19 protein-coding genes are annotated in these 20,921 nt (G+C 68.3%); 14 read left to right on the top strand and 5 right to left on the bottom strand.

What is annotated here, in order from left to right; translation table 11 throughout:
• Positions 1–19: 19 nt before the first annotated feature.
• The 6 genes from ACUZUJ_RS15250 to ACUZUJ_RS15225 all read left to right on the top strand — a co-directional run bounded on the left by ACUZUJ_RS15250 (position 20) and on the right by ACUZUJ_RS15225 (position 7,578).
• Positions 20–1,504, top strand: coding sequence for an NAD(P)H-hydrate dehydratase (locus ACUZUJ_RS15250; protein WP_458220747.1), 1,485 nt, complete (start codon positions 20–22; stop codon positions 1,502–1,504).
• On the top strand, positions 1,501–1,983 hold the full coding sequence (tsaE, locus tag ACUZUJ_RS15245) for a tRNA (adenosine(37)-N6)-threonylcarbamoyltransferase complex ATPase subunit type 1 TsaE (RefSeq protein WP_101765823.1): 483 nt from the start codon (positions 1,501–1,503) through the stop codon (positions 1,981–1,983). The genes ACUZUJ_RS15250 and tsaE overlap by 4 nt, the downstream gene beginning before the upstream one ends.
• Before the next feature lie 82 nt (positions 1,984–2,065).
• Complete coding sequence (locus tag ACUZUJ_RS15240) at positions 2,066–3,646, top strand: N-acetylmuramoyl-L-alanine amidase (RefSeq protein ID WP_101765822.1); 1,581 nt, start codon at positions 2,066–2,068, stop codon at positions 3,644–3,646.
• A gap of 121 nt (positions 3,647–3,767) precedes the next feature.
• Positions 3,768–5,672: a DNA mismatch repair endonuclease MutL gene (mutL, locus tag ACUZUJ_RS15235; protein WP_049442764.1), complete on the top strand. Its 1,905-nt coding sequence runs from the start codon at positions 3,768–3,770 to the stop codon at positions 5,670–5,672.
• 11 nt (positions 5,673–5,683) lie between these two features.
• Positions 5,684–6,613, top strand: coding sequence for a DUF1684 domain-containing protein (locus tag ACUZUJ_RS15230; RefSeq protein ID WP_458220748.1), 930 nt, complete (start codon positions 5,684–5,686; stop codon positions 6,611–6,613).
• A gap of 2 nt (positions 6,614–6,615) precedes the next feature.
• Complete coding sequence (locus ACUZUJ_RS15225; RefSeq protein ID WP_049442766.1) at positions 6,616–7,578, top strand: TraB/GumN family protein; 963 nt, start codon at positions 6,616–6,618, stop codon at positions 7,576–7,578.
• Positions 7,579–7,652: 74 nt separating this feature from the next.
• Here the strand turns inward: ACUZUJ_RS15225 and phaR are convergent, their stop codons facing one another.
• The 3 genes from phaR to gluQRS all read right to left on the bottom strand — a co-directional run bounded on the left by phaR (position 7,653) and on the right by gluQRS (position 10,053).
• The gene (gene phaR, locus ACUZUJ_RS15220; RefSeq protein ID WP_032956189.1) at positions 7,653–8,192 is read right to left on the bottom strand and encodes a polyhydroxyalkanoate synthesis repressor PhaR; all 540 of its coding nucleotides are present in this window, start codon (positions 8,190–8,192) and stop codon (positions 7,653–7,655) included.
• Between the two features lie 182 nt (positions 8,193–8,374).
• Positions 8,375–9,115, bottom strand: coding sequence for a beta-ketoacyl-ACP reductase (locus tag ACUZUJ_RS15215; protein ID WP_014037880.1), 741 nt, complete (start codon positions 9,113–9,115; stop codon positions 8,375–8,377).
• A 17-nt stretch (positions 9,116–9,132) separates the two neighbouring features.
• Positions 9,133–10,053, bottom strand: coding sequence for a tRNA glutamyl-Q(34) synthetase GluQRS (gene gluQRS, locus ACUZUJ_RS15210; RefSeq protein WP_049442767.1), 921 nt, complete (start codon positions 10,051–10,053; stop codon positions 9,133–9,135).
• 93 nt (positions 10,054–10,146) lie between these two features.
• Here gluQRS and htpX point away from each other — a divergent pair, with 93 nt between their 5' ends.
• Complete coding sequence (gene htpX, locus ACUZUJ_RS15205) at positions 10,147–11,013, top strand: protease HtpX (protein ID WP_049442768.1); 867 nt, start codon at positions 10,147–10,149, stop codon at positions 11,011–11,013.
• 252 nt (positions 11,014–11,265) lie between these two features.
• On the opposite strand, the gene ACUZUJ_RS15200 is transcribed toward htpX, so the two are convergent.
• Complete coding sequence (locus ACUZUJ_RS15200) at positions 11,266–12,093, bottom strand: inositol monophosphatase family protein (RefSeq protein WP_005417749.1); 828 nt, start codon at positions 12,091–12,093, stop codon at positions 11,266–11,268.
• Between the two features lie 120 nt (positions 12,094–12,213).
• On the opposite strand from ACUZUJ_RS15200, the gene ACUZUJ_RS15195 reads away from it, so the two are divergent.
• The 3 genes from ACUZUJ_RS15195 (at position 12,214) to ACUZUJ_RS15185 (ending at position 16,086) form a co-directional block, all read left to right on the top strand.
• On the top strand, positions 12,214–12,984 hold the full coding sequence (locus ACUZUJ_RS15195) for an RNA methyltransferase (RefSeq protein WP_010486603.1): 771 nt from the start codon (positions 12,214–12,216) through the stop codon (positions 12,982–12,984).
• A gap of 103 nt (positions 12,985–13,087) precedes the next feature.
• On the top strand, positions 13,088–13,963 hold the full coding sequence (locus ACUZUJ_RS15190) for a phosphate/phosphite/phosphonate ABC transporter substrate-binding protein (RefSeq protein WP_424143769.1): 876 nt from the start codon (positions 13,088–13,090) through the stop codon (positions 13,961–13,963).
• Positions 13,960–16,086: a putative bifunctional diguanylate cyclase/phosphodiesterase gene (locus tag ACUZUJ_RS15185; RefSeq protein WP_014037876.1), complete on the top strand. Its 2,127-nt coding sequence runs from the start codon at positions 13,960–13,962 to the stop codon at positions 16,084–16,086. Before ACUZUJ_RS15190 ends, ACUZUJ_RS15185 begins: the two co-directional genes overlap by 4 nt.
• Positions 16,087–16,230: 144 nt before the next feature.
• On the opposite strand, the gene epmB is transcribed toward ACUZUJ_RS15185, so the two are convergent.
• Complete coding sequence (gene epmB, locus ACUZUJ_RS15180; protein ID WP_182474388.1) at positions 16,231–17,247, bottom strand: EF-P beta-lysylation protein EpmB; 1,017 nt, start codon at positions 17,245–17,247, stop codon at positions 16,231–16,233.
• Positions 17,248–17,367: 120 nt separating this feature from the next.
• On the opposite strand from epmB, the gene efp reads away from it, so the two are divergent.
• From efp to ACUZUJ_RS15160, 4 genes are all read left to right on the top strand, one after another.
• Positions 17,368–17,934, top strand: a complete 567-nt coding sequence (efp, locus tag ACUZUJ_RS15175; protein ID WP_014037874.1) for an elongation factor P — start codon at positions 17,368–17,370, stop codon at positions 17,932–17,934.
• Between the two features lie 200 nt (positions 17,935–18,134).
• Positions 18,135–19,478 carry a TRZ/ATZ family hydrolase gene (locus tag ACUZUJ_RS15170; protein WP_014037873.1) on the top strand — a complete coding sequence of 448 codons (1,344 nt, stop codon included), beginning with the start codon at positions 18,135–18,137 and terminating at the stop codon, positions 19,476–19,478.
• 25 nt (positions 19,479–19,503) lie between these two features.
• A complete protein-coding gene (gene ubiG, locus ACUZUJ_RS15165; RefSeq protein ID WP_014037872.1) occupies positions 19,504–20,220 on the top strand; it encodes a bifunctional 2-polyprenyl-6-hydroxyphenol methylase/3-demethylubiquinol 3-O-methyltransferase UbiG in 717 nt (238 codons plus the stop codon).
• Positions 20,217–20,912 carry a phosphoglycolate phosphatase gene (locus tag ACUZUJ_RS15160; protein ID WP_014037871.1) on the top strand — a complete coding sequence of 232 codons (696 nt, stop codon included), beginning with the start codon at positions 20,217–20,219 and terminating at the stop codon, positions 20,910–20,912. Before ubiG ends, ACUZUJ_RS15160 begins: the two co-directional genes overlap by 4 nt.
• The last annotated feature ends 9 nt before the right edge of the window (positions 20,913–20,921 follow it).

The raw sequence follows: 20,921 nt of genomic DNA, 5'->3' as shown, positions 1-20,921 counted from the left end.
ACCAGTATAAAATCCCTGCATGGCCTACCTTGCCGATCTGTTCGATTCCGCTGCCGCGCGTGCGCTTGATGCGCAGGCTTCGGCGCTGGCCGCCGACGGCGGCTGGGGCCTGATGGCGCAGGCCGGCCAGGCCGCCTGGCAGTGCCTGTTGCAGCATTGGCCGCAGGCGCGGCGGATCGGCGTGGTGGTCGGCGCTGGCAACAATGGGGGCGACGGCCATGTGCTGGCCCGTCATGCGCTGCAGGCCGGGTGCGAGGTGACGGTGATCGCCCTGCCGGGCAGGCCGCCCTCGACCGCGCTGGCACAGCGTGCGGCGCTGGAGTTCAGGTCCGCAGGCGGCGCCAGCGCCGATTTCGACGGCGCACTGCCCGGGGCTGACATCTGGGTCGATGCCCTGTTCGGGCTGGGCTTCGATCGCGCGCCGGAGGGTACGGCGCAGGCGCTGATTGCCGCGCTCAACGCGCAGACAGCGCCAGTGCTGGCGCTGGATGTTCCCAGTGGTGTCGATGCCGACCGTGGGGCGGTGCCGGGCGAGGCGGTGCGTGCCACGCTGACCCTGCAGTTCATCGTGGCGCATCGCGGGCTGTATTCCGGCGATGCGCTGGATCATTGCGGGCAGAAGGTCCTGGCGCCCCTGCAGTTGCCCGCGACGGCCTGGCAAGGCGTGGTACCCGCTGCGGAGCACTGGACGCAGGTGCGGTTGCGGGCCCTGTTGCCACCACGCCGCGCCAATACCCACAAGGGCGAATCCGGGCACGTGCTGTGCGTCGGCGGCAACCACGGCAGCGGCGGCGCCATCGCGATGGCGGCCGAAGCCGCCTTGCGCGCGGGTGCGGGGCTGTTGAGCCTGGGCACCCGCCGCGACCACGTCGGTCCACTGCTGGCCCGGTTGCCCGAGGCCATGACCCATGCACTGGAAGACGGCGATGTGCTGCCGGCGCTGCTGGACAAGGCGAAGGTGGTGGCGATCGGGCCCGGTCTGGGCCAGGACGAATGGGCACGCGCCTTGTTTGCGCGGGTGCTGGCCAGCGCCAAACCATTGGTGGTCGATGCCGATGCCCTGAACCTGCTGGCGCAGGATCCGCGCGCGTTGCCCGATGCCATTCTCACCCCGCACCCGGGCGAGGCCGCACGCCTGCTCGGCTGCAGCACGGCTGAAATCCAGGCCGATCGCTATGCCTGCGCGCAGAGGCTGGCCGAACGTTTCCACGCCGTAGTGGTACTGAAGGGCGCCGGCAGCATCGTGGTGGCGCCAGGGCAAACGCCCCGGTTGATCGCCGCCGGCAATCCCGGGATGGCCGTGGGTGGCATGGGCGACCTGCTCACCGGCATCATCGCCAGCCTGCGCGCGCAGGGCCTGATGGCTTTCGATGCCGCGGCCGCGGGTGCGTTGCTGCACGCGCTGGCCGGCGACGTGGCTGCCGCCGATGGCGCGCGCGGCCTGCTTCCTACTGATCTGCTGGTGCCGCTGCGGCGACTGGCCAACCCGGACCTCTCCCCATGACCGAATTCTTCCTTGCCGACAGCGACGCCACCGAACTGCTCGGGCAATGGCTGGCGGCCACCCGGCCGCCGCAGGCGCTGATCGAACTGCGCGGCGACCTGGGTGCCGGCAAGTCCACCACGGCCCGTGCGCTGCTGCGTGCGCTGGGCGTGCAGGGCGCGATCCGCAGCCCCACCTACACCCTGGTCGAGCGCTATCCGCTGGCCAGTGGCGGTGAGGCGTGGCACCTGGACCTGTACCGCATCGGCCAGGCCGGCGAGCTGGATTTCCTCGGTCTGGACGAGGGCAGTGCGGTGCTGTGGCTGGTCGAATGGCCGGAACGGGGCGCCGGCGCGCTGCCGCCCACCGACCTGGTGGTGGCGCTGGAGATCGAGGGGCAGGGGCGTCGCGTCCGTCTCACTGGGGCCAGCGACGCAGGACATGAATGGCTGGAACGGCTGCCCCAAGGGGGCGACTTGCAGGCCATTTCTGTCGGCTGACGAGAACAAACACCGGCAGGTTACGGATTATTAAGGAAAAAGGTGTTGCATTCCGTTCAGCGCGGTGATTGAATCCTGAGCCATGCGCCCGGGGAACCGTCTCATCGCCATCTGTGCCGCCGTCGGACTGGGTCTGGCGAGCGTCAGTGCGTGGGCGGGTGAAGTCCGCCAGGTCCTGCTGAACACGGGCGCGACCGGTACCCGAGCTGAAATCTCGCTGGTTGGCAGCGGTGGCTACAAGACCTTGTCGCTGGCGGGTCCGAACCGGCTGGTGGTCGATTTCCCGGACTCCAGCGCCATACGCAACCTGAAGATGCCGGCCGCGCAGGGTGTGGTCACGGCGGTGCGTACCGGACAGCCGGTCCCGGGCACGTTCCGTGTCGTTTTCGACCTGGCCGAATCGGTGGCGCCGTTCCGCCCGCAGATGCAGCGCGAGGGCAATGAATCCAAGCTGGTGATCGAATGGCCGGGTGATGGCCCGGCCGTGGCCGCCAGCCGCCCGGCGACGCCGCCGGCCGCGCAGCCGCAGGCACCCGCTGCGGGTGCCTCGCCTGCGCCCACGCCGGCCGAGAGCGCGCAGTCGCGCACCGATGCCGCGCGTGCCACGGCCCTGCTGACCGCACAGGTACAGCAGCAGGCCAGCGCCACTGCCGCCGCACCGGCCACGCCAACCCCGGCACCGACCACCGCACCGGCCCAGGTTGCTGCGGCCGGCGTCACCGCCACCAGCTCGCCTTCGTCCTCGCCGGCCGCGATCCTCGCCGGCCAGCGCACCGCAGCGGTGGTGACCACGCCGCCGGCCACCGTGCCCACACCGGCACCAACGCCGGCACCAACGCCGGCGGAGCCGCCGCGTCCGGCCATGCCCAGCGATGCGTCGCGTATCCGCATGCAGGCCGGCATGCGCCACCTGGTGGTGGCGATCGATCCCGGTCATGGCGGCCAGGATCCGGGTGCGATCGGCCCGACCGGCAAGCGCGAGAAGGACGTCACCTTGGCAGTGGCGCGCGAGCTGGCCCGCCAGGTCAACGCCACGCCGGGCCTGAAGGCCTACCTGACGCGCGACAGCGACGTGTTCATTCCGCTGCCGATGCGTGCGCAGAAGGCGCGTGCGAACAAGGCGGACATCTTCATCTCGATCCATGCCGACGCGGCCGAAAACCGTTCGGCCACCGGTTCGTCGGTCTACGTGCTGTCGACCAAGGGTGCCTCTTCGCAGCGCGCCCGCTGGCTGGCGGACAAGGAAAACGCGGCCGACCTGGTGGGTGGCGTGCGCCTGCAGCAGACCGAAGGCACCCTGGCCAACGTGCTGCTGGACCTGGCGCAGAGTGGCTACATGAAGGCGTCTGAAGACGCGGCCGGCCACGTGCTGGGCGGCCTGAAGCGGATCGGCAACAACCACAAGCCGAACATCGAGCGCGCCAACTTCGCGGTGCTGCGCACCTCGGACATGCCGGCGATGCTGGTGGAAACCGCGTTCATCTCCAATCCGGATGAAGAGCGCCGCCTGATGGACCCGGCGTACCAGCGCAAGATCGCTGGCGCCGTGCTGGATGGCGTGCACACCTTCTTCAGCCGCCAGCCGCCGCCGGGCACGTTGTATGCCGCCCGCGCCCAGGCTGAGATCGACGCGGCCGGCACCATGGCCGGCGGCAGCAAATAACCCGCCGAAAGCGGGTTGCTGCCTTCTGTAGAGTCGAGCCGCGCTCGACTGGGCCTTGTCGGCAGCCCGTCAGTCGAGCATGGCTCGACTCTACCCTCGGCCGCTCCGTTATCATCCCCGCATGACGTCTGCTACCCATCCGCGCCCGATCCGGCCGTTGCCGGAGATCCTCATCAACCAGATCGCTGCCGGCGAAGTGGTCGAACGGCCCGCGTCGGTGGTCAAGGAACTGGTCGAGAACGCGATCGATGCCGGCGCCAGCCGTGTCGACATCGACCTGGAAGAAGGCGGTGTACGCCTGATCCGCATCCGCGACAACGGTAGCGGCATCGCGCCCGAACAGCTGCCACTGGCGGTGTCGCGCCACGCCACCAGCAAGATCGCCGATCTGGACGATCTTGAATCGGTGGCCACGCTCGGTTTCCGGGGGGAAGCGCTGCCGTCGATCGCGTCGGTCAGCCGCTTCACCCTGTCCTCGCGCCGCGCGCACGATGAGCACGGTTCGGCATTGCAGATCGAAGGCGGCAAGATCGGCGAGGTGACCCCGCGCGCGCATGCGCCGGGCACCACGGTGGAAGTGCGCGAGCTGTTCTACAACGTGCCGGCGCGACGCAAGTTCCTGCGCGCCGAGCGCACCGAGCTGGGCCATATCGAAGAATGGCTGCGCTCGCTGGCGCTGGCACGGCCGGATGTCGAGCTGCGCGTGTCGCACAACGGCAAGGCCTCGCGGCGCTACAAGCCGGGCGATCTGTATTCCGATGCGCGCCTTGCCGAAACGCTGGGCGAGGATTTCGCCAACCAGGCCGTGCGCGTGGACCACAGCGGTGCCGGCCTGCGCCTGCATGGCTGGATCGCGCAGCCGCATTATTCGCGCGCCAGCGCCGACCAGCAGTACCTGTACGTCAATGGACGTTCGGTGCGTGATCGCAGCGTTGCCCACGCAGTGAAGATGGCCTACGGCGATGTGCTGTACCACGGCCGCCAGCCGGCCTATGTGCTGTTCCTCGAACTGGACCCGACCCGCGTCGACGTCAACGTGCATCCGGCCAAGCACGAGGTGCGCTTCCGTGATTCGCGGCTGGTCCATGATTTCGTCTATCGCACGCTGAAGGATGCGCTGGCCGATACCCGCGCCGGCATGTCGGCGCAGGAGATCGGTGCTGGCCCGGTGCATCCGGCGGATGCCCCGGCTGCAGCCACGGCATCGAGCGCGGGCGCCTCCGGTTTCGGGCTGGTGCGCGGTCCGGCACCGGGTGCCGGCTCCGGCGGTGGTGGTGGATTCTCCGGGTGGCGACCGCAGCAGCCACTAGGCCTGCAGGTGGCCGATGCACCGGCTGCCTATGCCGCGCTGTATGCCACGCCGGCCCGTGCCGAGCGTGCAGCGGCACTGCCACCGATGCCGACCGAGAACGGGTTGCCGGTGACCAGCGCCGAGGCAGGCGTGCCACCGCTGGGCTACGCCATCGCGCAGCTGCATGGCATCTACATCCTGGCCGAGAATGCCGAAGGCCTGATCGTGGTCGACATGCATGCGGCACACGAACGCATCGGCTACGAGCGCCTGAAGAACGCGCACGATGGCATCGGCCTGCAGTCGCAGCCGCTGCTGGTGCCGATCACGCTGGCGGTGGGCGAGCGCGAGGCCGATACCGCCGAAAGCGAAGCCGAAACCCTTGCGGCGCTCGGCTTCGAGGTGACCCGTGCTGGCCCCGGTTCGCTGCACGTGCGCAGCATTCCGGCACTGCTGGCGCATGCCGAACCGGAAGGGCTGCTGCGCGACGTGCTGACCGACCTGCGCGAGCATGGCCAGAGCCGCCGCGTGGCCAGTGCACGTGACGAACTGCTGTCGACCATGGCCTGCCATGGCGCGGTGCGTGCCAACCGGCGCCTGACCGTGCCGGAAATGAACGCGCTGCTGCGCGACATGGAAATCACCGAACGGTCCGGCCAGTGCAACCACGGCCGACCGACCTGGGCCCGTTTTTCGCTGGCGGAGATCGACCGCTGGTTCCTGCGCGGACGTTGAGGGGAGCATCGATGCGTTATCGGGGAATGGCGGGCCTGCTGGCCGCCGTGGTGTTGGCCGCCTGCAGCCCGGCAACACCGCCGGCACCGACGGTCGCTGAAGATCCGGCCTACGCGGCCGCGCAGCAGCAATGGCGTGTGGCGCGCTACCAGGACCTGACCCGGCCCGATGGCTGGACGGCCCTGGTCGGCCTGCACTGGCTGCAGAACAGATCCCATTTCGTTGGCAGCGGCGCCACCAACGGCATCCGCCTGACGGTTGGCCCGGACAAGCTGGGCCTGCTGCGTCGCGAAGGGACGCAGTGGTGGTTCACGCCTGAAGCCGGTGTCGATGTCAGTCATGATGGCCAGCCGGTGCGCGGCCGCATCCGCGTCGACACCGACAAGGACGCGCAGCCGACGCTACTGGCCTTCGATGGCGGCAAGGGGCAGCTCAGCATCATCCGCCGGGGGCCGCGTGACGCGCTGCGGGTCAAGCATGCCGATGCGCCTGCGCGGCGTGATTTCGCTGGCCTGCAGTACTGGCCGGGCGGCGCGGACTGGCAGGTGCAGGCGCGCTTCATCGCGCACCCGCCGGGCAAGACCCTGCCGATCGTCGACATCACCGGCCTGACCACCGAGATGCCCAATGCCGGCGCGGTCGAGTTCCAGCGCGACGGCCGAAGCTGGCGGCTGGAAGCGATCGGTGCGCCCGGGCAGCCGCTGTTCCTGATCTTCGCCGACCGCACCAGCGGCCGCGGCAGCTATCCGGCCGGGCGCTACCTGGACACCGATGCGCCCGCCGCAGACGGCACCGTGCGCATCGATTTCAACCATGCCTACAACCCGCCGTGCGCGTTCACCGCCTACGCCACCTGTCCGCTGGCGCCACCGGAAAACCGGCTGGACCTGCGCGTGGAAGCGGGCGAGAAGGCTTACCACCTGCCTGAAGGAGAAGGCTGACCATGCCGATCAAACATCTGTTCCGTGCCGCGCTGCTGATGGCGGCGTGCGCGATGGCGCCACTGGCCACCGCCCGCGATGCGCCGGGCGCCACGGCTGCGGCCGCGACCGCCGCGGCGGCCAAGCCGCCCGTACCGCTGTTGTGGAAAGTCACCGGCCCGGGCGATGCACGCGTGTACCTGCTGGGGTCGTTCCATCTGCTGAAACCGCAGGACTACCCGCTGTCGCCCGATGTCGAACAGGCGTTCGAAGCCTCGCAGCGGGTGGTGTTCGAGTTGTCGCCGGAAGACATGCAGTCGCCACAGCTGGCCAGCCGCATGGTGCAGGCCGCGACCCGCACCGATGGCAGCGAGCTCAAGCGTGATCTCGATGCGGCGACCTGGCAGAAGCTGCAGGCCTTTGCCACCGAGAACAAGCTGCCGCTGGCACAGATGCAGGGCATGAAGGCCTGGTTCGTCGGCCTGAGCATTTCGGTCGGGCAGATGCAGAAGCTGGGCCTGGACCCGGCGCTGGGCCTGGATCGCCACTTCATGGAGCGCGCGCAGAAGACCGGCCGCAAGACCGCTGGCCTGGAGGACATCGATACCCAGATCGGCATGCTTGACGGGATGACGGTGCAGGAACAGCGGCAGATGCTGGCCGAAGCGCTGGACCAGGCCGGCAAGGCCGATGAGCAGGCGCGGCTGCTGCATGATGCATGGCGCCGCGGCGACGAACGCCTGCTGTGGACCAAGATGGCGGCGGAGATGCGCCAGCAGTATCCGCAGCTGTATCAGCGCATCAACACCGGGCGCAACGATGCCTGGGTACCGAAGCTGCAGCCGTACCTGCAGGCCGGGCAGGGCGGTACGCTGGTGGTGGTCGGCACGCTGCACCTGCTGGGCAGTGATGGCGTGGTCGAGAAGTTGAAGGCCAAGGGCTACAAGGTCGAGCGCGTGTGCACGGGGTGCAAGGCGAAACGCTGACGCATCGTTGGCGCGATGCCAAGCAAAACGGCGCGCCAGTGGCGCGCCGTTTTCGTATCAGCCGTAGCTGCCGCTCAGCGGCGGGTCTTGCCGCCGGTGCCGGTGCCGGTGCCCGGTTCGCCGGGCTTGTTGCCGGTGCCGGTGCCCGTTCCGGTGCCGCCCGGGCGCGGGCCACCGAAACCGCTGCCCATGCTGCGCTGGAATTCCTGCCACAGCTCCAGGTTGCGCTCGGTCAGCTGGTTCATCATCGCCCACGGGGTCTGGCCCAGCAGGTTGCCCATCTGCTGGCGGAACTGCTGCTGCTGGTCGAGGAAGACCTGCATGCTGCGCTCCAGGTAGTTGCCCATGAAGCCCTGCAGGGAATCGCCGTAGAAGCGGATCAGCTGGCTCAGCAGCTGGGTGGACAGCATCGGTTCGCCGTCCTGTTCCTGGTCGGCGATGATCTGCAGCAGGACCGATCGAGTGAGGTCGTCGCCGCTCTTGGCGTCGCGGACTTCGAAGTCTTCACCGTCCAGGATCAGCTGGCGCACGTCCTCGATGGTGATGTAGCTGGAGATCTCGGTGTCGTAGAGACGGCGGTTCGGATACTTCTTGATGATGCGGGTCGCAGCCATGAAGCGGTACTCGTCACAGTAGACGCGCAGCATGGCGCAGTGCAGCAGCGGTTGCAACCGCCCCAGCCCCCGCCAGGCTTGGCTTTCAGGGGCGATCATGTTGCGCAACAAGGGTTTGCGTGCTGCGCAGCATGACTCTTGGCAGGGGCCGGCGGTGATCGCCGCAGCGCCCCCTGCGCGGCTCACCAGCCCATGTGGTGGCCGCCGTTGATGTCCAGGTTGCTGCCGGTGATCCACGAGGCTTCCTCGGCCACCAGGAAGGACACGCCATAGGCGATTTCCTCCGGTTTGCCGAGGCGTCCGGTGGGGATGTCGGCGATGATCTTGGCGCGCACGTCCTCCGGAACCGCCATCACCATGTCGGTGGCGACGTAGCCGGGCGAAATGGTGTTCACGGTGATGCCGAAGCCTGCGTTCTCGCGCGCCAGCGAGATGGTGAAACCGTGCATGCCGGCCTTGGCCGCGGCGTAGTTGGCCTGGCCGTACTGGCCCTTCAGGCCGTTGATGGAGCTGATCTGGATGACCCGGCCCCAACCGCGGCGGCGCATGCCTTCGATGACCGGCCGGGTGACGTTGAACACCGAGTTGAGGTTGGTGTTGATCACATCGTGCCACTGGTCCGCGCGCATGCGGTGGAAGGTGGTGTCCCGGGTGATGCCGGCGTTGTTGACCAGGATCTCGACCGGGCCCAGCTCGGCCTCGACGGCGCGCACCAGCGCTTCGGCGCTGTCCGGATCGGAGACATCGCCCGGGAAGATCGACACGCTGTAGCCGCGTTCGGTCATCGCCTGCTGCCAGGCGCGGGCCTTGGCCTCGTCGCGGTAATTGGTGGCGACCCGGTGGCCCTGGTCGGCCAGGCGTTGGCAGATGGCGGTACCGATGCCGCCGGTTCCGCCGGTGACCAGTGCGACGCGAGATGTCATGGAATGCTGTCCGGGTATCAGGTGGGGGAAGGGGGATTCTGCAACATCGGCGCGGAAAGTGCGCCGGCTGGCAGCAGGATGTCGGCGCGCGGCAGCTGCGCGGGGTCGAAGGCCTGTCGAGCCGCGGCCAGCAGTGTGTCCAGATCGCGTGCCTGCGCCAGCGCCTCAGGGGCTTGGCCGAGCAGCTGCCAGAGCTGGCGAAGCACCGGCAGCGGGCGTGCGCTGTCCACCGGCAGCGCAGCCAGTGACTTGGACAGCTTGTGGCCCGGCGCATCCAGCAGCAGCGGCAGGTGCCAGTAGCGTGGCACCGCCAGGCCCAATGCCTGCTGCAGCAGGATCTGCCGCGCGGTGGAATCGAGCAGGTCGGCGCCGCGCACCACTTCGGTCACGCCCTGTTCGGCGTCATCGACCACCACGGCCAACTGGTAGGCCCAGCAGCCATCCGCACGGCGCAGCACGAAGTCGCCGACTTCGGCATGCACGTCCTGCTGCTGCGGGCCACGCAGGCCGTCGTCGAAGCGGACCACGCTGCCGGGCGGTACGCGGAAGCGGACGGCAGGGTCCGGTCGCGGCTGCCGCGCAACGCAGCGGTGGTGGATGCCGCCGCTGGCGGCCAGTTCGCTGCGGCTGCAGTGGCAGACGAAGGCCAGGTCGCTGGCCAGCAGTACGTCCAGGGCAGCCTGGTAGGCCTCGCCGCGTGAACTCTGCCAGAGGATCGGGCCGTCGTGGACCAGGCCGAACGCGGCCAGTGCTTGAAGTTGCGCATCCGCTGCGCCGGGCACGGTGCGCGGCGGATCGACATCTTCAACGCGCAGCCGCCACAGGCCGCCATGATGGCGGGCGAGCAGCCAGCTGCCGAAGGCGGCAAGCAGGGATCCGGGGTGGAGCAGGCCGGTCGGTGAGGGCGCGAAGCGGCCGCAGGGAATGGGGGAGGTCATGCTGGCTGAATCGTCGGTCAGGTTGGCGCTTGAATTCAAGCTGACCACACCGCAAATTGACCGGTATCGACCCCTTCCAAGCCGGATTTTCCCATGTTTACCCGCATTGCCCTGTTCCTGGCGACCAACTTCGCGGTCCTGATCCTCGCCAGCATCGTGATGTCGTTGCTGGGGGTCAATCCGAGCCAGATGAGCGGCCTGCTGGTCATGGCTGCGATCTTCGGCTTCGGTGGCTCCTTCATCTCGCTGCTGCTGTCCAAGTGGATGGCCAAGCGCTCCACCGGTGCGGTGGTGATCACCGAGCCGCGCAACCAGACCGAGCGCTGGCTGCTGGCCACGGTCGAGCGCCAGGCCAAGGCGGCCGGCATCGGCATGCCCGAAGTGGCGGTCTATGACGGCCCGGAAATCAATGCCTTCGCCACCGGCGCCAACCGCAACAACGCGCTGGTGGCAGTGTCCACCGGCCTGCTGCACAACATGAGCGAAGACGAGGCCGAAGCGGTGCTGGGCCACGAGATCGCCCACGTCGCCAACGGTGACATGATCACCATGGCACTGCTGCAGGGCGTGTTGAACACCTTCGTGATCGTGCTGGCCCGTGTGGTCGGCGGCATCATCGACAGCGCGCTGTCGGGCAACCGCGAAGGCGGCGGCCGCGGCTTCGCCTACTACATCATCGTGTTCGTGCTGGAGATGGTGTTCGGCCTGTTCGCCACCATGATCTCGATGTGGTTCTCGCGCCACCGCGAATTCCGTGCCGATGCGGGTGGTGCCTCGCTGGCGGGCCGCCAGAAGATGATCGCCGCGCTGGAGCGCCTGCAGCTCAACCACGGCCAGAGCACGCTGCCGACCCAGATTGCCGCGTTTGGTATTGCCGGTTCGACCGCGAAGAAGCTGTTCATGAGCCACCCGCCGCTGGAAGAGCGCATCGCCGCGCTGCGGGCGTCGACGGTGGCGTAAGCCTCCGTACTTCCACGGTAGTGCAGGAACGCCTGGCCTCGCGCCGGGCGTTTTTGTTTGCGCGCCCGCACATGGGTGGCGCCGGGTACGACCCGGCGAGAGTCATTTCCGCGACCGCGGAGGGGTGTCACTTTCTTTGCACGAGCAAAGAAAGTGACACCCCTCCGCGGTCGCGGAAACGAATCTCCGTGCGCACAAACGAAAACGGCACCCTCGCAGGTGCCGTCTCCATGAACCGCTTTACACGAGATCTCAGAACTTCGCGTCGAACTCGGCAGCGTAGCCGGTGTTCACCAGCACCTTCTGCAGCGACTCGGCCACCTTCAGGTTGCCGGCCACGATCTGGTGGGTCTCCGGGCCACGGTTGTCCATGCGGCCCAGGGTCGCGCCCTTGAAGTCGCAGACCTTGCCACCGGCCTCGCGGACCAGCAGCAGGCCGGCGGCGATGTCCCACGCCTTCACGCCGGCTTCGAAGTAGGCGTCGGCGCGGCCGCAGGCCACGTAGGCCAGGTCCAGTGCTGCCGAACCGGTGCGGCGGATGTCCTCGCCGTGCACCAGCAGGGCGTCGACCGCCTTCAGCTGAGCGCTGGCACGGCTGCGCTCGCGCGGGGCGAAGCCGGTGTGGATCATCGTGCCTTCCAGATCCTTGCGGTCGGCCACGCGGATGCGGCGGTCGTTCAGCACGGCGCCGGCGCCACGGCTGGCGGTGAACAGTTCATTGCGCAGCGGGTCGAAGATGACCGCATCGGTCGGCTCGCCATTCTCGACCAGGGCGATCGACACGCAGTAGTGCGGCACGCCGCGCAGGTAATTGCTGGTGCCGTCCAGCGGGTCGATGACCCACATCTGGCGGCGCTCGCCCTGCACGCCACCTTCTTCGCCGAAGATGCCGTAGTCCGGGTAAGCGCGCTTGAGTTCCTTGACGATGACCTTTTCCGCGTCCGCATCCACTTCGCTGGCGTAGTCCATCCGGCCCTTCTGCACCACGTTCAGTGCCTCGAGCTTGTTGATGTTGCGCAACAGGACGTTGCCGGCGAGGCGGGCGGCCTTGACCATGACGGTTACGGCGGGTTTCTGCATGGCGTGGGCTCCCGGAAAGGCAGAAGAGATGGACTGGCGGGGGAAAAGAGCGGGTCCGGCGCAGTGGCCGGCCGCACAGTTTACCATTGGTCATCGTCCAGCTCGACCTTTTCCCTGTTCATGTCCCAGTTTCCCGCCGCCACCCGCCTCCGATTCGTCCTGGTCGGTACCCAGCACCCCGGCAACATGGGCGCTGCCGCCCGTGCCCTGAAGACCATGGGCCTGGCCCGCCTGGTGCTGGTCGCCCCCGAAAAACCGCTGGACGAGGAGGCTTTCCGCCGCTCGGCCGGTGCCGAAGACGTGCTGGGAGACGCCCCGGTGGTGGCCACCCTGGCCGAGGCCGTGGCCGATTGCCGTCTGGTGCTGGGCTGCACCGCCCGCGCCCGCCGCGTCCAGCTGGAGGAGTACCTGCCGGCCGATGCCGCCGCCCGTGCGGTGGCCAAGGCCGGCGAAGGGGCCGAGGTGGCGCTGGTGTTCGGCCGTGAGCGTACCGGCCTGACCAACGAGGAACTGCAGCTCTGCCACGCGGCGGTGCATATCCCGTCCGACCCGGAGTTCAGCTCGCTCAACCTGGCTGCCGCGGTGCAGGTGCTGGCCTATGAAACGCGCATGCAGCTGCTGGGCGCGCAGCCGGCCGCCGACGCCGAACCGGGTTTCCGCGAACAGGCGGCCAGCCACGAGCAGATGGAGAGCTTCTTCGCCCAGCTCGGCGACACGTTGGACGAGATCGATTTCCACAAGGGCCGCGCGCCGGAATCGGCGATGCGCAAGCTGCGCCGCCTGTTCCTGCGCAGCGAGCCGAGCGAGCAGGAAGTGCGCCTGCTGCGCGGCATCCTGGCCGACACCCAGCGCATGGCGCGACTGGCACAAGCGGGCAACAAGGACAGCTGACGACGTTCTCATTTTTTCGGGTAGTCTGTCTGGATACCCAGGGGGGATGAAGCCTGTGTCGGGTCTGCGAAGGGCAGTGCAGAGGGGACTGCTGAGCCTGGTCATGATCCTGCTGGCCGGGACGGTGCATGCAGCACCGGACCCGGTGCTGGTGCTGGGCCGGATCAGCGATGATCCCAAGGCCCATTACGAGCAGCTGCAGCCGTTGCTGGACTATGTGGTGGCACGCATGCATGACGTCGGCATCAAGGAGGGGCGGATCCTGATGGCGCGCGACCCGCAGCAGATGGCCAGCTATCTGCGGCGGGGGCGGGTCGACTGGGTCACGGAAACGTCGGGCACGGCGGTGGCGCTGGGCCAGCGCAGTGGCGCGCGGCCGCTGCTGCTGACCGAGCGCAACGGCGTGCGCGAGTACCAGACCGTGTTCTTCGTGCGCCGCGACAGTCCAATCCAGCGGATCCAGGACCTGCGCGGGCATCGCCTGGCCCTGCAGAACACGGCGTCCACCAGTGCCTACCTGGTGCCGGTGATGACGCTGCTGCAGGAAGGGTTGTCGCCGCAGATCCTGGCGGGTACGTGGGACATGCCGGGCCGGGACAGCGTGGGGTATGTGTTCGCGCGCAGCGAGTTGAACATCGCTACGTTCGTGCACAAGGGCGTGGTCGAGGTGGGGGCGGTGAGCAGCGTGGACTGGAACGACGAGCGACGGGTGCCGGCGGCATTCCGGCGCGACTTCCGCGAGCTGCTGCGCACCGAGCCCTACCCGCGGGCGGTGGAGATGGTGCGCGCCGACCTCGACCCGCGGGTGCGTGACCGGCTGCAGGAAGTCCTGCTGCAGGCGGCCAGTGACCCGCAGGCGCAGGGGGCGTTGCATCGGTTTTTCGGCACTTCCGGTTTCCACCGCGTCGATGCGCATGCGCAGCAGCGGCTGGATGAATTGAAACAAGGATTGACGCGCGTGCGGATGGAAGTGGAATGAAGTGGCTCGGCTCGGGAATGCAGGCCCGGTTCCTGCTCGCGATGGGCGGGGCGATGGTCGTAGTGGTGGCGATCCTGGCGGTGTTGCTGGGGCGTCAGGCGGCAATGCAGGGCGAAGTGCGCAACCTCAGTGGTGGCGTCATCCATGAACTGTTCGACCGCAGCGTGCGCAGCCGCGGCGAAGCGATGGCGCGCGAGCTGTCCGACGCGCTGGCCAACCCGTTGTACTACCGCGACCTGGACCAGGTTGGTGCGCTGGTGCGCAGCACCGCACGGCAGCCGGTCGTGCGCTATGTACTGGTGTTCGACGAACGTGGCCGGCTGGTGCATGACGGCTCGATCGAGGTGTCCGGTTTCGGCCAGCCGATGGCCGATCCGTTGGCGCCCAAGGCCGCCGTGGCGCAGGCGCTGGTGGTGCAGGAATCGCCCAAGGTGCTCGATAACACCATGCCGATCATGGTCGGCAACCAGCGCATCGGCGGCGTCCGCGTCGGCATGGCGCTGGACGAGGTGCAGCAGCGCGAACAGGCCGCCAATGCTACGCTCGGCGAGCGCCTGCAGCAGGTCGGCAGCCGCCACCTGGGCTGGCTGCTGCTGATGCTGGGCCTGCTGGTGGTGATCGGCGTGGTGGTGATCCTGTACGTGCAGCGCACCCTGGTGGCGCCGATCCGTGACCTGGCCGCCGCGGCGCGCCGCATCGAGGCCGGTGACTACCAGGCGCCGCTGGCCGAGAACACCCGTGACGACGAGGTCGGCGAGCTGGTGCGCGGCTTCGCCCGCATGCGCGATTCCATCGCCCGCCATGACCGCGAGGTACGGCGCATGGCCTATACCGATGCGCTGACCGGGTTGACCAACCGGCTGGCGTTCCGGGAAGCGCTGGACCATCGCCTGATGGCGGCGCGCGCATCCAATCATCGGCTGGGCCTGCTGTTCGCCGATATCGACGATTTCAAGCGCGTCAACGACACCCTCGGTCATGAGGCCGGTGACGAGGCGCTGTTGCAGTTCGCGCAGCGCATCGGGCGCGCGGTTACCGAGGCGGGCGGCGATGAGGCGCTGCTGGCCCGATTCGGCGGCGACGAGTTCGTGATCCTGGTCGGTGATGGCGACGTGGCCGCGAATGCGCGGCTGCTGGCCGAGGTGCTGGTGCGCGAACTGGGCAAGCCGCTGGTGGTGCAGGGCAGGGAACTGTTCCTCGGGACCTCGATCGGCGTGACCCTGTTCCCGGACGATGCCGCCGATGCGACCACGCTGCTGAAGAACGGCGACATCGCCATGTACCAGGCGAAGATGGCCGGCAAGAACTGCTATCGCTACTACAGCCGGGCGATGGACCATGCGGTCGAGCGCCGCGTGCACATGGAGCAGGAGCTGCGCGGGGCGTGGGAGCGCGGCGAGCTGCGCCTGGCCTACCAGCCGATCTTCCGCATGCGCGACCGCCGCATGGTCGGCGTCGAAGTGCTGCTGCGCTGGCAGCACCCGACCCTGGGCACGATTCCGCCGTCGGTATTCATCGAAGTGGCCGAGCAGAGTGGGCTGATCGAGATCATCGGCCCGAAGGTGCTGCGTGCGGCCTGCATGGAAGCCTCGCAGTGGCCACGGGGTGCGGGCGGCGACGATCTGTTCGTGTCGGTGAACGTATCGCCGCGGCAGCTGCGCGGCGGCGAGCTGCCGGCGCTGGTTGCGCAGTGCCTGCACGAGTCCGGGCTGCCGGCCTCGCGCCTGCACCTGGAACTGACCGAAACCGCGGTGATCGGCGACGAGATGGTCGCCGCGCAGCTGCTGGACAAGCTGCACCGCACCGGCGTGAAGGTCTGGCTGGACGATTTCGGCACCGGCTTCTCCGGTCTCAGCCACCTGCGCCAGGTGCCGGTGGACGGGGTGAAGATCGACAAGAGCTTCGTGGCCGACATGCAGCGCGATCCCGATGATCTGGCACTGACCACGGCGATCATCGCCATGGCCCACGCGCTGGGCATCACGGTGGTGGCCGAAGGCATCGAGCAGCAGGCACAGTTCGAGCTGCTGGCCCAGCGTGGTTGCGACCTCGGCCAGGGCTACTGGCTGAGCCATCCGGTGACCGCCACCGAAGTGGTGCGGATGATCGAATCGGGCGTCTGACTGTAGATCACGCCATGCGTGGATGGGAAGTCCAGTAGATCCACGCCATGCGTGGATGGGAAGTCCAGTAGATCCACGCCATGCGTGGATGGGCTTTCCTAGCCGAAGCATCCACGCATGGCGTGGATCTACCACGGCGCCGCGTTACACCGGGCGCTTGCTCGGGTCGCCGGGCAGTTCGCGCACCAGCTTGGGGATCAGGTAGCCGGACAGGCGTGCGGTCAGGCCAGCAATCAGTGCCTTGGCCTGGCTATCTTCCACTTCGAAGTGGGCCACGCCCTCGACCCGGTCCAGCTGGTGCAGGTAGTAGGGCAGCACGCCGGCGGCGAAGCTGCGCTCGCTCAGGTCCTGCAGGGCCTGCACGCTGTCGTTGACCCCGCGCAGCAGGACGGCCTGGTTCAGTAGCTGGGCGCCGATGCCGCGCAGGCGAGCCATCGCTGCGTCCACGCTGGCGTCGAATTCGTTGGCGTGATTTGCGTGGACCACGATCGCCAGCGGCCAGGGCAGGCTGTCCAGCCAGGAGACCAGTTCATCGTCCACGCGCTCCGGCAGCACGATTGGCAGGCGGGTATGGATGCGCAGTCGGCGGACATGCGGGATCGCGCGCAGGGCATCGGTCAGCTCGACCAGCTTGTGGGTGGCCAGCGACAGCGGGTCGCCGCCGGACAGGATCACCTCGTCGATGTCCGGATCGGCCGCGATGGCGGCTACGGCCTCCTGCCAGCCGCCCTTGGCGGCGTTTTCCGCGCCATAGTCGAAGTGGCGGCGGAAACAGTAGCGGCAGTTGATCGCGCAGCTGCCGGTGGCGACCAGCAGGGCGCGACCGCGGTATTTCTGGATGACCCCGGTGGCCTTCCTGGCGGCGCCATCGCCCACCGCATCGAAGCTGAACCCGGGTGCCGGGCGCATTTCCTCGTCGATCGGCAGCACCTGACGCAGCAGCGGGTCGGCCGCATCGCCCACGCGCATGCGCGCCACGAAGCCCTCGGGCACGCGCAGCGCGAACTGGGCGATAGCCGTCTCCGAGACGCCCAGCGCGGCCGGGTCCAGCTGCAGCCGGGCCAGCAGGGCGTGCGGGTCGCGCAGCGCCTGGCGCCAGAGCTGCTGCCAGCGCGCGGGCGCGCCTGGCGACTGGGGCCGGGGGAAGGCGGAAAGCTGCATGGAGAGGGGGCCTGCGGTTATCATGGGGGCAGAAAAACAGTCGCCCACCGGCATCCGGTGGGCTTTCCATTCTAACGGCTCGCCGCACCCGCGGCGTTTTTGCCACTCAGGAGTTTACGCATGGCCAGCTACGGCATGAACGACGTCAAGAACGGGATGAAGATCCTGGTCAACAACCAACCGGCCGTCATCATCGACACCGAATACGTCAAGCCGGGCAAGGGCCAGGCCTTCACCCGCGTGAAGTACCGCCTGATCAAGGACGGCCGTACCCAGGAAGTCACCATGAAGTCGACCGACTCGCTGGATGCAGCCGACGTCGTCGATACCGACATGAACTTCATGTACAGCGACGGCGAGTACTGGCACTTCATGGACCCGGAGTCCTTCGAGCAGGTCCAGGCCACCAAGGCCGGCATGGGCGGCGCCGAAAAGTGGCTGAAGGGCGAAGAGTCCTGCGTGGTCACCCTGTGGAACGGTGAGCCGATCTTCGTGCAGCCGCCGAACTTCGTCGAACTGAAGATCACCGAAACCGATCCGGGCGTCCGTGGCGACACCTCGGGCGGCGGCGGCAAGCCGGCCACCCTGGAAACCGGCGCCGTGGTCCGGGTGCCGCTGTTCGTCAACCAGGAAGAAGTGATCCGCGTCGACACCCGTTCGGGCGAATACTCCGCACGCGTCAAGTAATCCGGCGCAGCCGGATTACGGTAGTGCCGGCCGCTGGCCGGGTACGCGCCATCGCATTCGCGCTGGCGCTCCCATGATCTGCTTCGGCAGATCATGGGCCCCGCTTCACGGGTCCCCAGACCCCGCCGCTTCGCGGCAGCCCCTGACTCAGGGGCGTGTCCCCCAGAAGTATCTCGCCGCCCCCCAGCCAGTGAGCCCGCATGAGCGATAGCCCGCACCTCCCCGAAGCCTGCGACCTGCTCATCGAAGCCGGTTACGTCGTTCCGATCGAGCCGCACGCGGTGGTGCTGGAAGACCATGCCGTTGCCGTGCGTGGCAGCGAGATCGTGGCCATCCTGCCGCGTGCCGAGGCGCGCGCACGGTTCCGCGCCACCCAGGTGGTGAGCCGCCCCGAGGCTGCGCTGATGCCGGGCCTGGTCAACGCGCACACGCACAACCCGATGACCCTGCTGCGCGGCGTTGCCGACGACCTGCCGCTGATGACCTGGCTGCAGCAGCACATCTGGCCGGTGGAAGCGGCGGTGATCGGCCCCGAATTCGTTGCCGACGGCACCACCTTGGCCATCGCCGAGATGCTGCGCGGCGGCACCACCTGCGCCAACGAGAACTACTTCTTCGGCGACGTGCAGGCCGCGGTCTACAAGAAGCATGGTTTCCGCGCGCTGGTCGGCGCGGTCATCATCGATTTCCCCACCGCCTGGGCCAAGACCGACGACGAGTACTTCGCCAAGGCCGGTGAACTGCACGACCAGTGGCGCACTGATCCGCTGATCGGCACCGCGTTCGCGCCGCATGCGCCGTACACGGTCAACGATGCCAACTTCGAGCGGGTGCGGATGCTGTCCGACCAGCTCGACATGCAGGTGCACCTGCATACCCACGAGACCGCGCAGGAGATCAACGATTCGATCAAGCTGCACGGCCAGCGCCCGCTGGCGCGGCTGGACCGGCTCGGCCTGGTCAATGACCGCCTGATCGCGGTGCACATGACCCAGCTGACCGATGCGGAAATCCACCTGTGCGCCGAACGTGGCGTCAGCGTGGTGCATTGCCCGGAATCGAACCTGAAGCTGGCCTCCGGTTTCTGCCCGGCCTGCGCCCTGCAGCGTGCCGGCGTGAACCTGGCGATCGGTACCGATGGCTGCGCCAGCAACAACGACCTGGACATGTTCAGCGAGAACCGCACCGCGGCGATCCTGGCCAAGGCCGTGGCCGACGATGCCACTGCACTGGACGCGGCGACCACGTTGCGTGCGTCCACGCTGGGTGGCGCGCGCGCGCTGGGCTTCGGCGACCGCATCGGCTCGATCGAAGTCGGCAAGCAGGCCGACCTGGTCTGCGTCGACCTGTCCGCGCTGGAAACCCAGCCGCTGCACAACGTACTGTCGCAGCTGGTGTACGCCACCGGCCGCCAGCAGGTCAGCGACGTCTGGATCGCCGGCAAGCCGAAGCTGGTGCAGCGCGAGCTGGTCGGCATGGACCTGCCGGGCATCATCGCCAACGCGCGCCAGTGGCGCGAGCGCATCCGTCATATCCGCGCCTGAACCCCGGCGCCGCAAGGACTCCCTCATGACTGCCCCCCACGCTTCCTCCAATTTCGATCAGGCCGAGCTGGACAAGTTCGCCGCGCTGGCCAACCGCTGGTGGGACGCTGACGGCCCGCAGAAGCCGCTGCATGCGCTGAACCCGGTACGCCTGCAGTACGTGGCCGACCGCGTGCCGCTGCGCGGCGCACGCGTGCTCGACATCGGCTGCGGTGGCGGCCTGTTGAGCGAAGCGCTGGCGCAGGCCGGTGCCGACGTGACCGCCATCGACCTGGCCCCGGAACTGGTCAAGGTCGCGCGCCTGCATGCGCTGGAAAGCGGTGCCAAGGTCGACTACCGGGTGCAGGCCGCCGAGGACCTGGCCGCCGAGCAGCCGGGCAGCTTCGACGTGGTCACCTGCATGGAAATGCTCGAACACGTGCCGGACCCGGGCGCGATCATCGAGGCCTGCAAGCGCCTGCTGAAGCCGGGCGGCCACCTGTTCCTGTCGACCATCAACCGCACCGCTGCCGCCTTCGCGGTGGCGATTGTCGGCGCCGAGTACGTGGCGCGGCTGCTGCCCAAGGGCACCCATCACTACCAGGAATTCATCAAGCCGGCCGAGCTGGCGCGCTGGCTGCGCGAGGCCGACATGCAGCTGGTGGATGTCAGCGGCATGGCCTACGAGCCGTGGCGCAACCATGCCCGCCTGAGCAGCCGTACCGACATCAACTACCTGGCCTACGCGGTCAAGCCGGCATGACCGCGGCCCGCTTTCCGCGCGCGGTGCTGTTCGACCTGGATGGCACGCTGCTGGACAGCGCACCGGACTTCGTCGCCACCTGCGACGCGATGCTGGCCGAGCGCGGTCGCGCGCCGATCGATCCGGCAATGTTGCGGCCGGTGGTCTCCAAGGGTTCGCGTGCAATGGTGAGCGCCGCCTTCCCGGAACTGGATGTTGCCGCACGCGATGCGCTGATTCCGGAGTTCCTGCAGCGCTACGAAGCGTTGATCGGCCAGCACGCGGTACTGTTCGATGGCGTGGCCGGCATGCTTGCCGCGCTGGATGATGCCGGCACCGTGTGGGGCATCGTCACCAACAAGCCTGAGTACCTGGCGCGCTTGATCCTGCCGCAGCACGGCTGGCAGCAGCGCTGCGCGGTACTGGTTGGCGGTGACAGCCTGGCCGAGCGCAAGCCGCACCCGCTGCCGCTGCTGCACGCCGCGCAGGCGATTGCCGTTGCCGCCGAAGACTGCGTGTACGTGGGCGACGACGAGCGCGACATCATTGCTGCGCGCGCCGCGGCGATGCCGTCGGTGGCGGCGCTGTGGGGCTACCGCCTGCACAGCGACGACCCGCTGGCCTGGCAGGCTGACGTGCTGGTCGAGAACGCCGAACTTCTGCAACTGGCCAGTCTGTGGCCGACCCGGCCGGCAGCCCCGGCCCAGCCGTAAGGAATCACG

The organism is Stenotrophomonas sp. S4, assembly GCF_054187805.2.
Note: the sequence above shows the minus strand (reverse complement) of the source record. Positions and strands in the feature narration are given on the sequence as shown.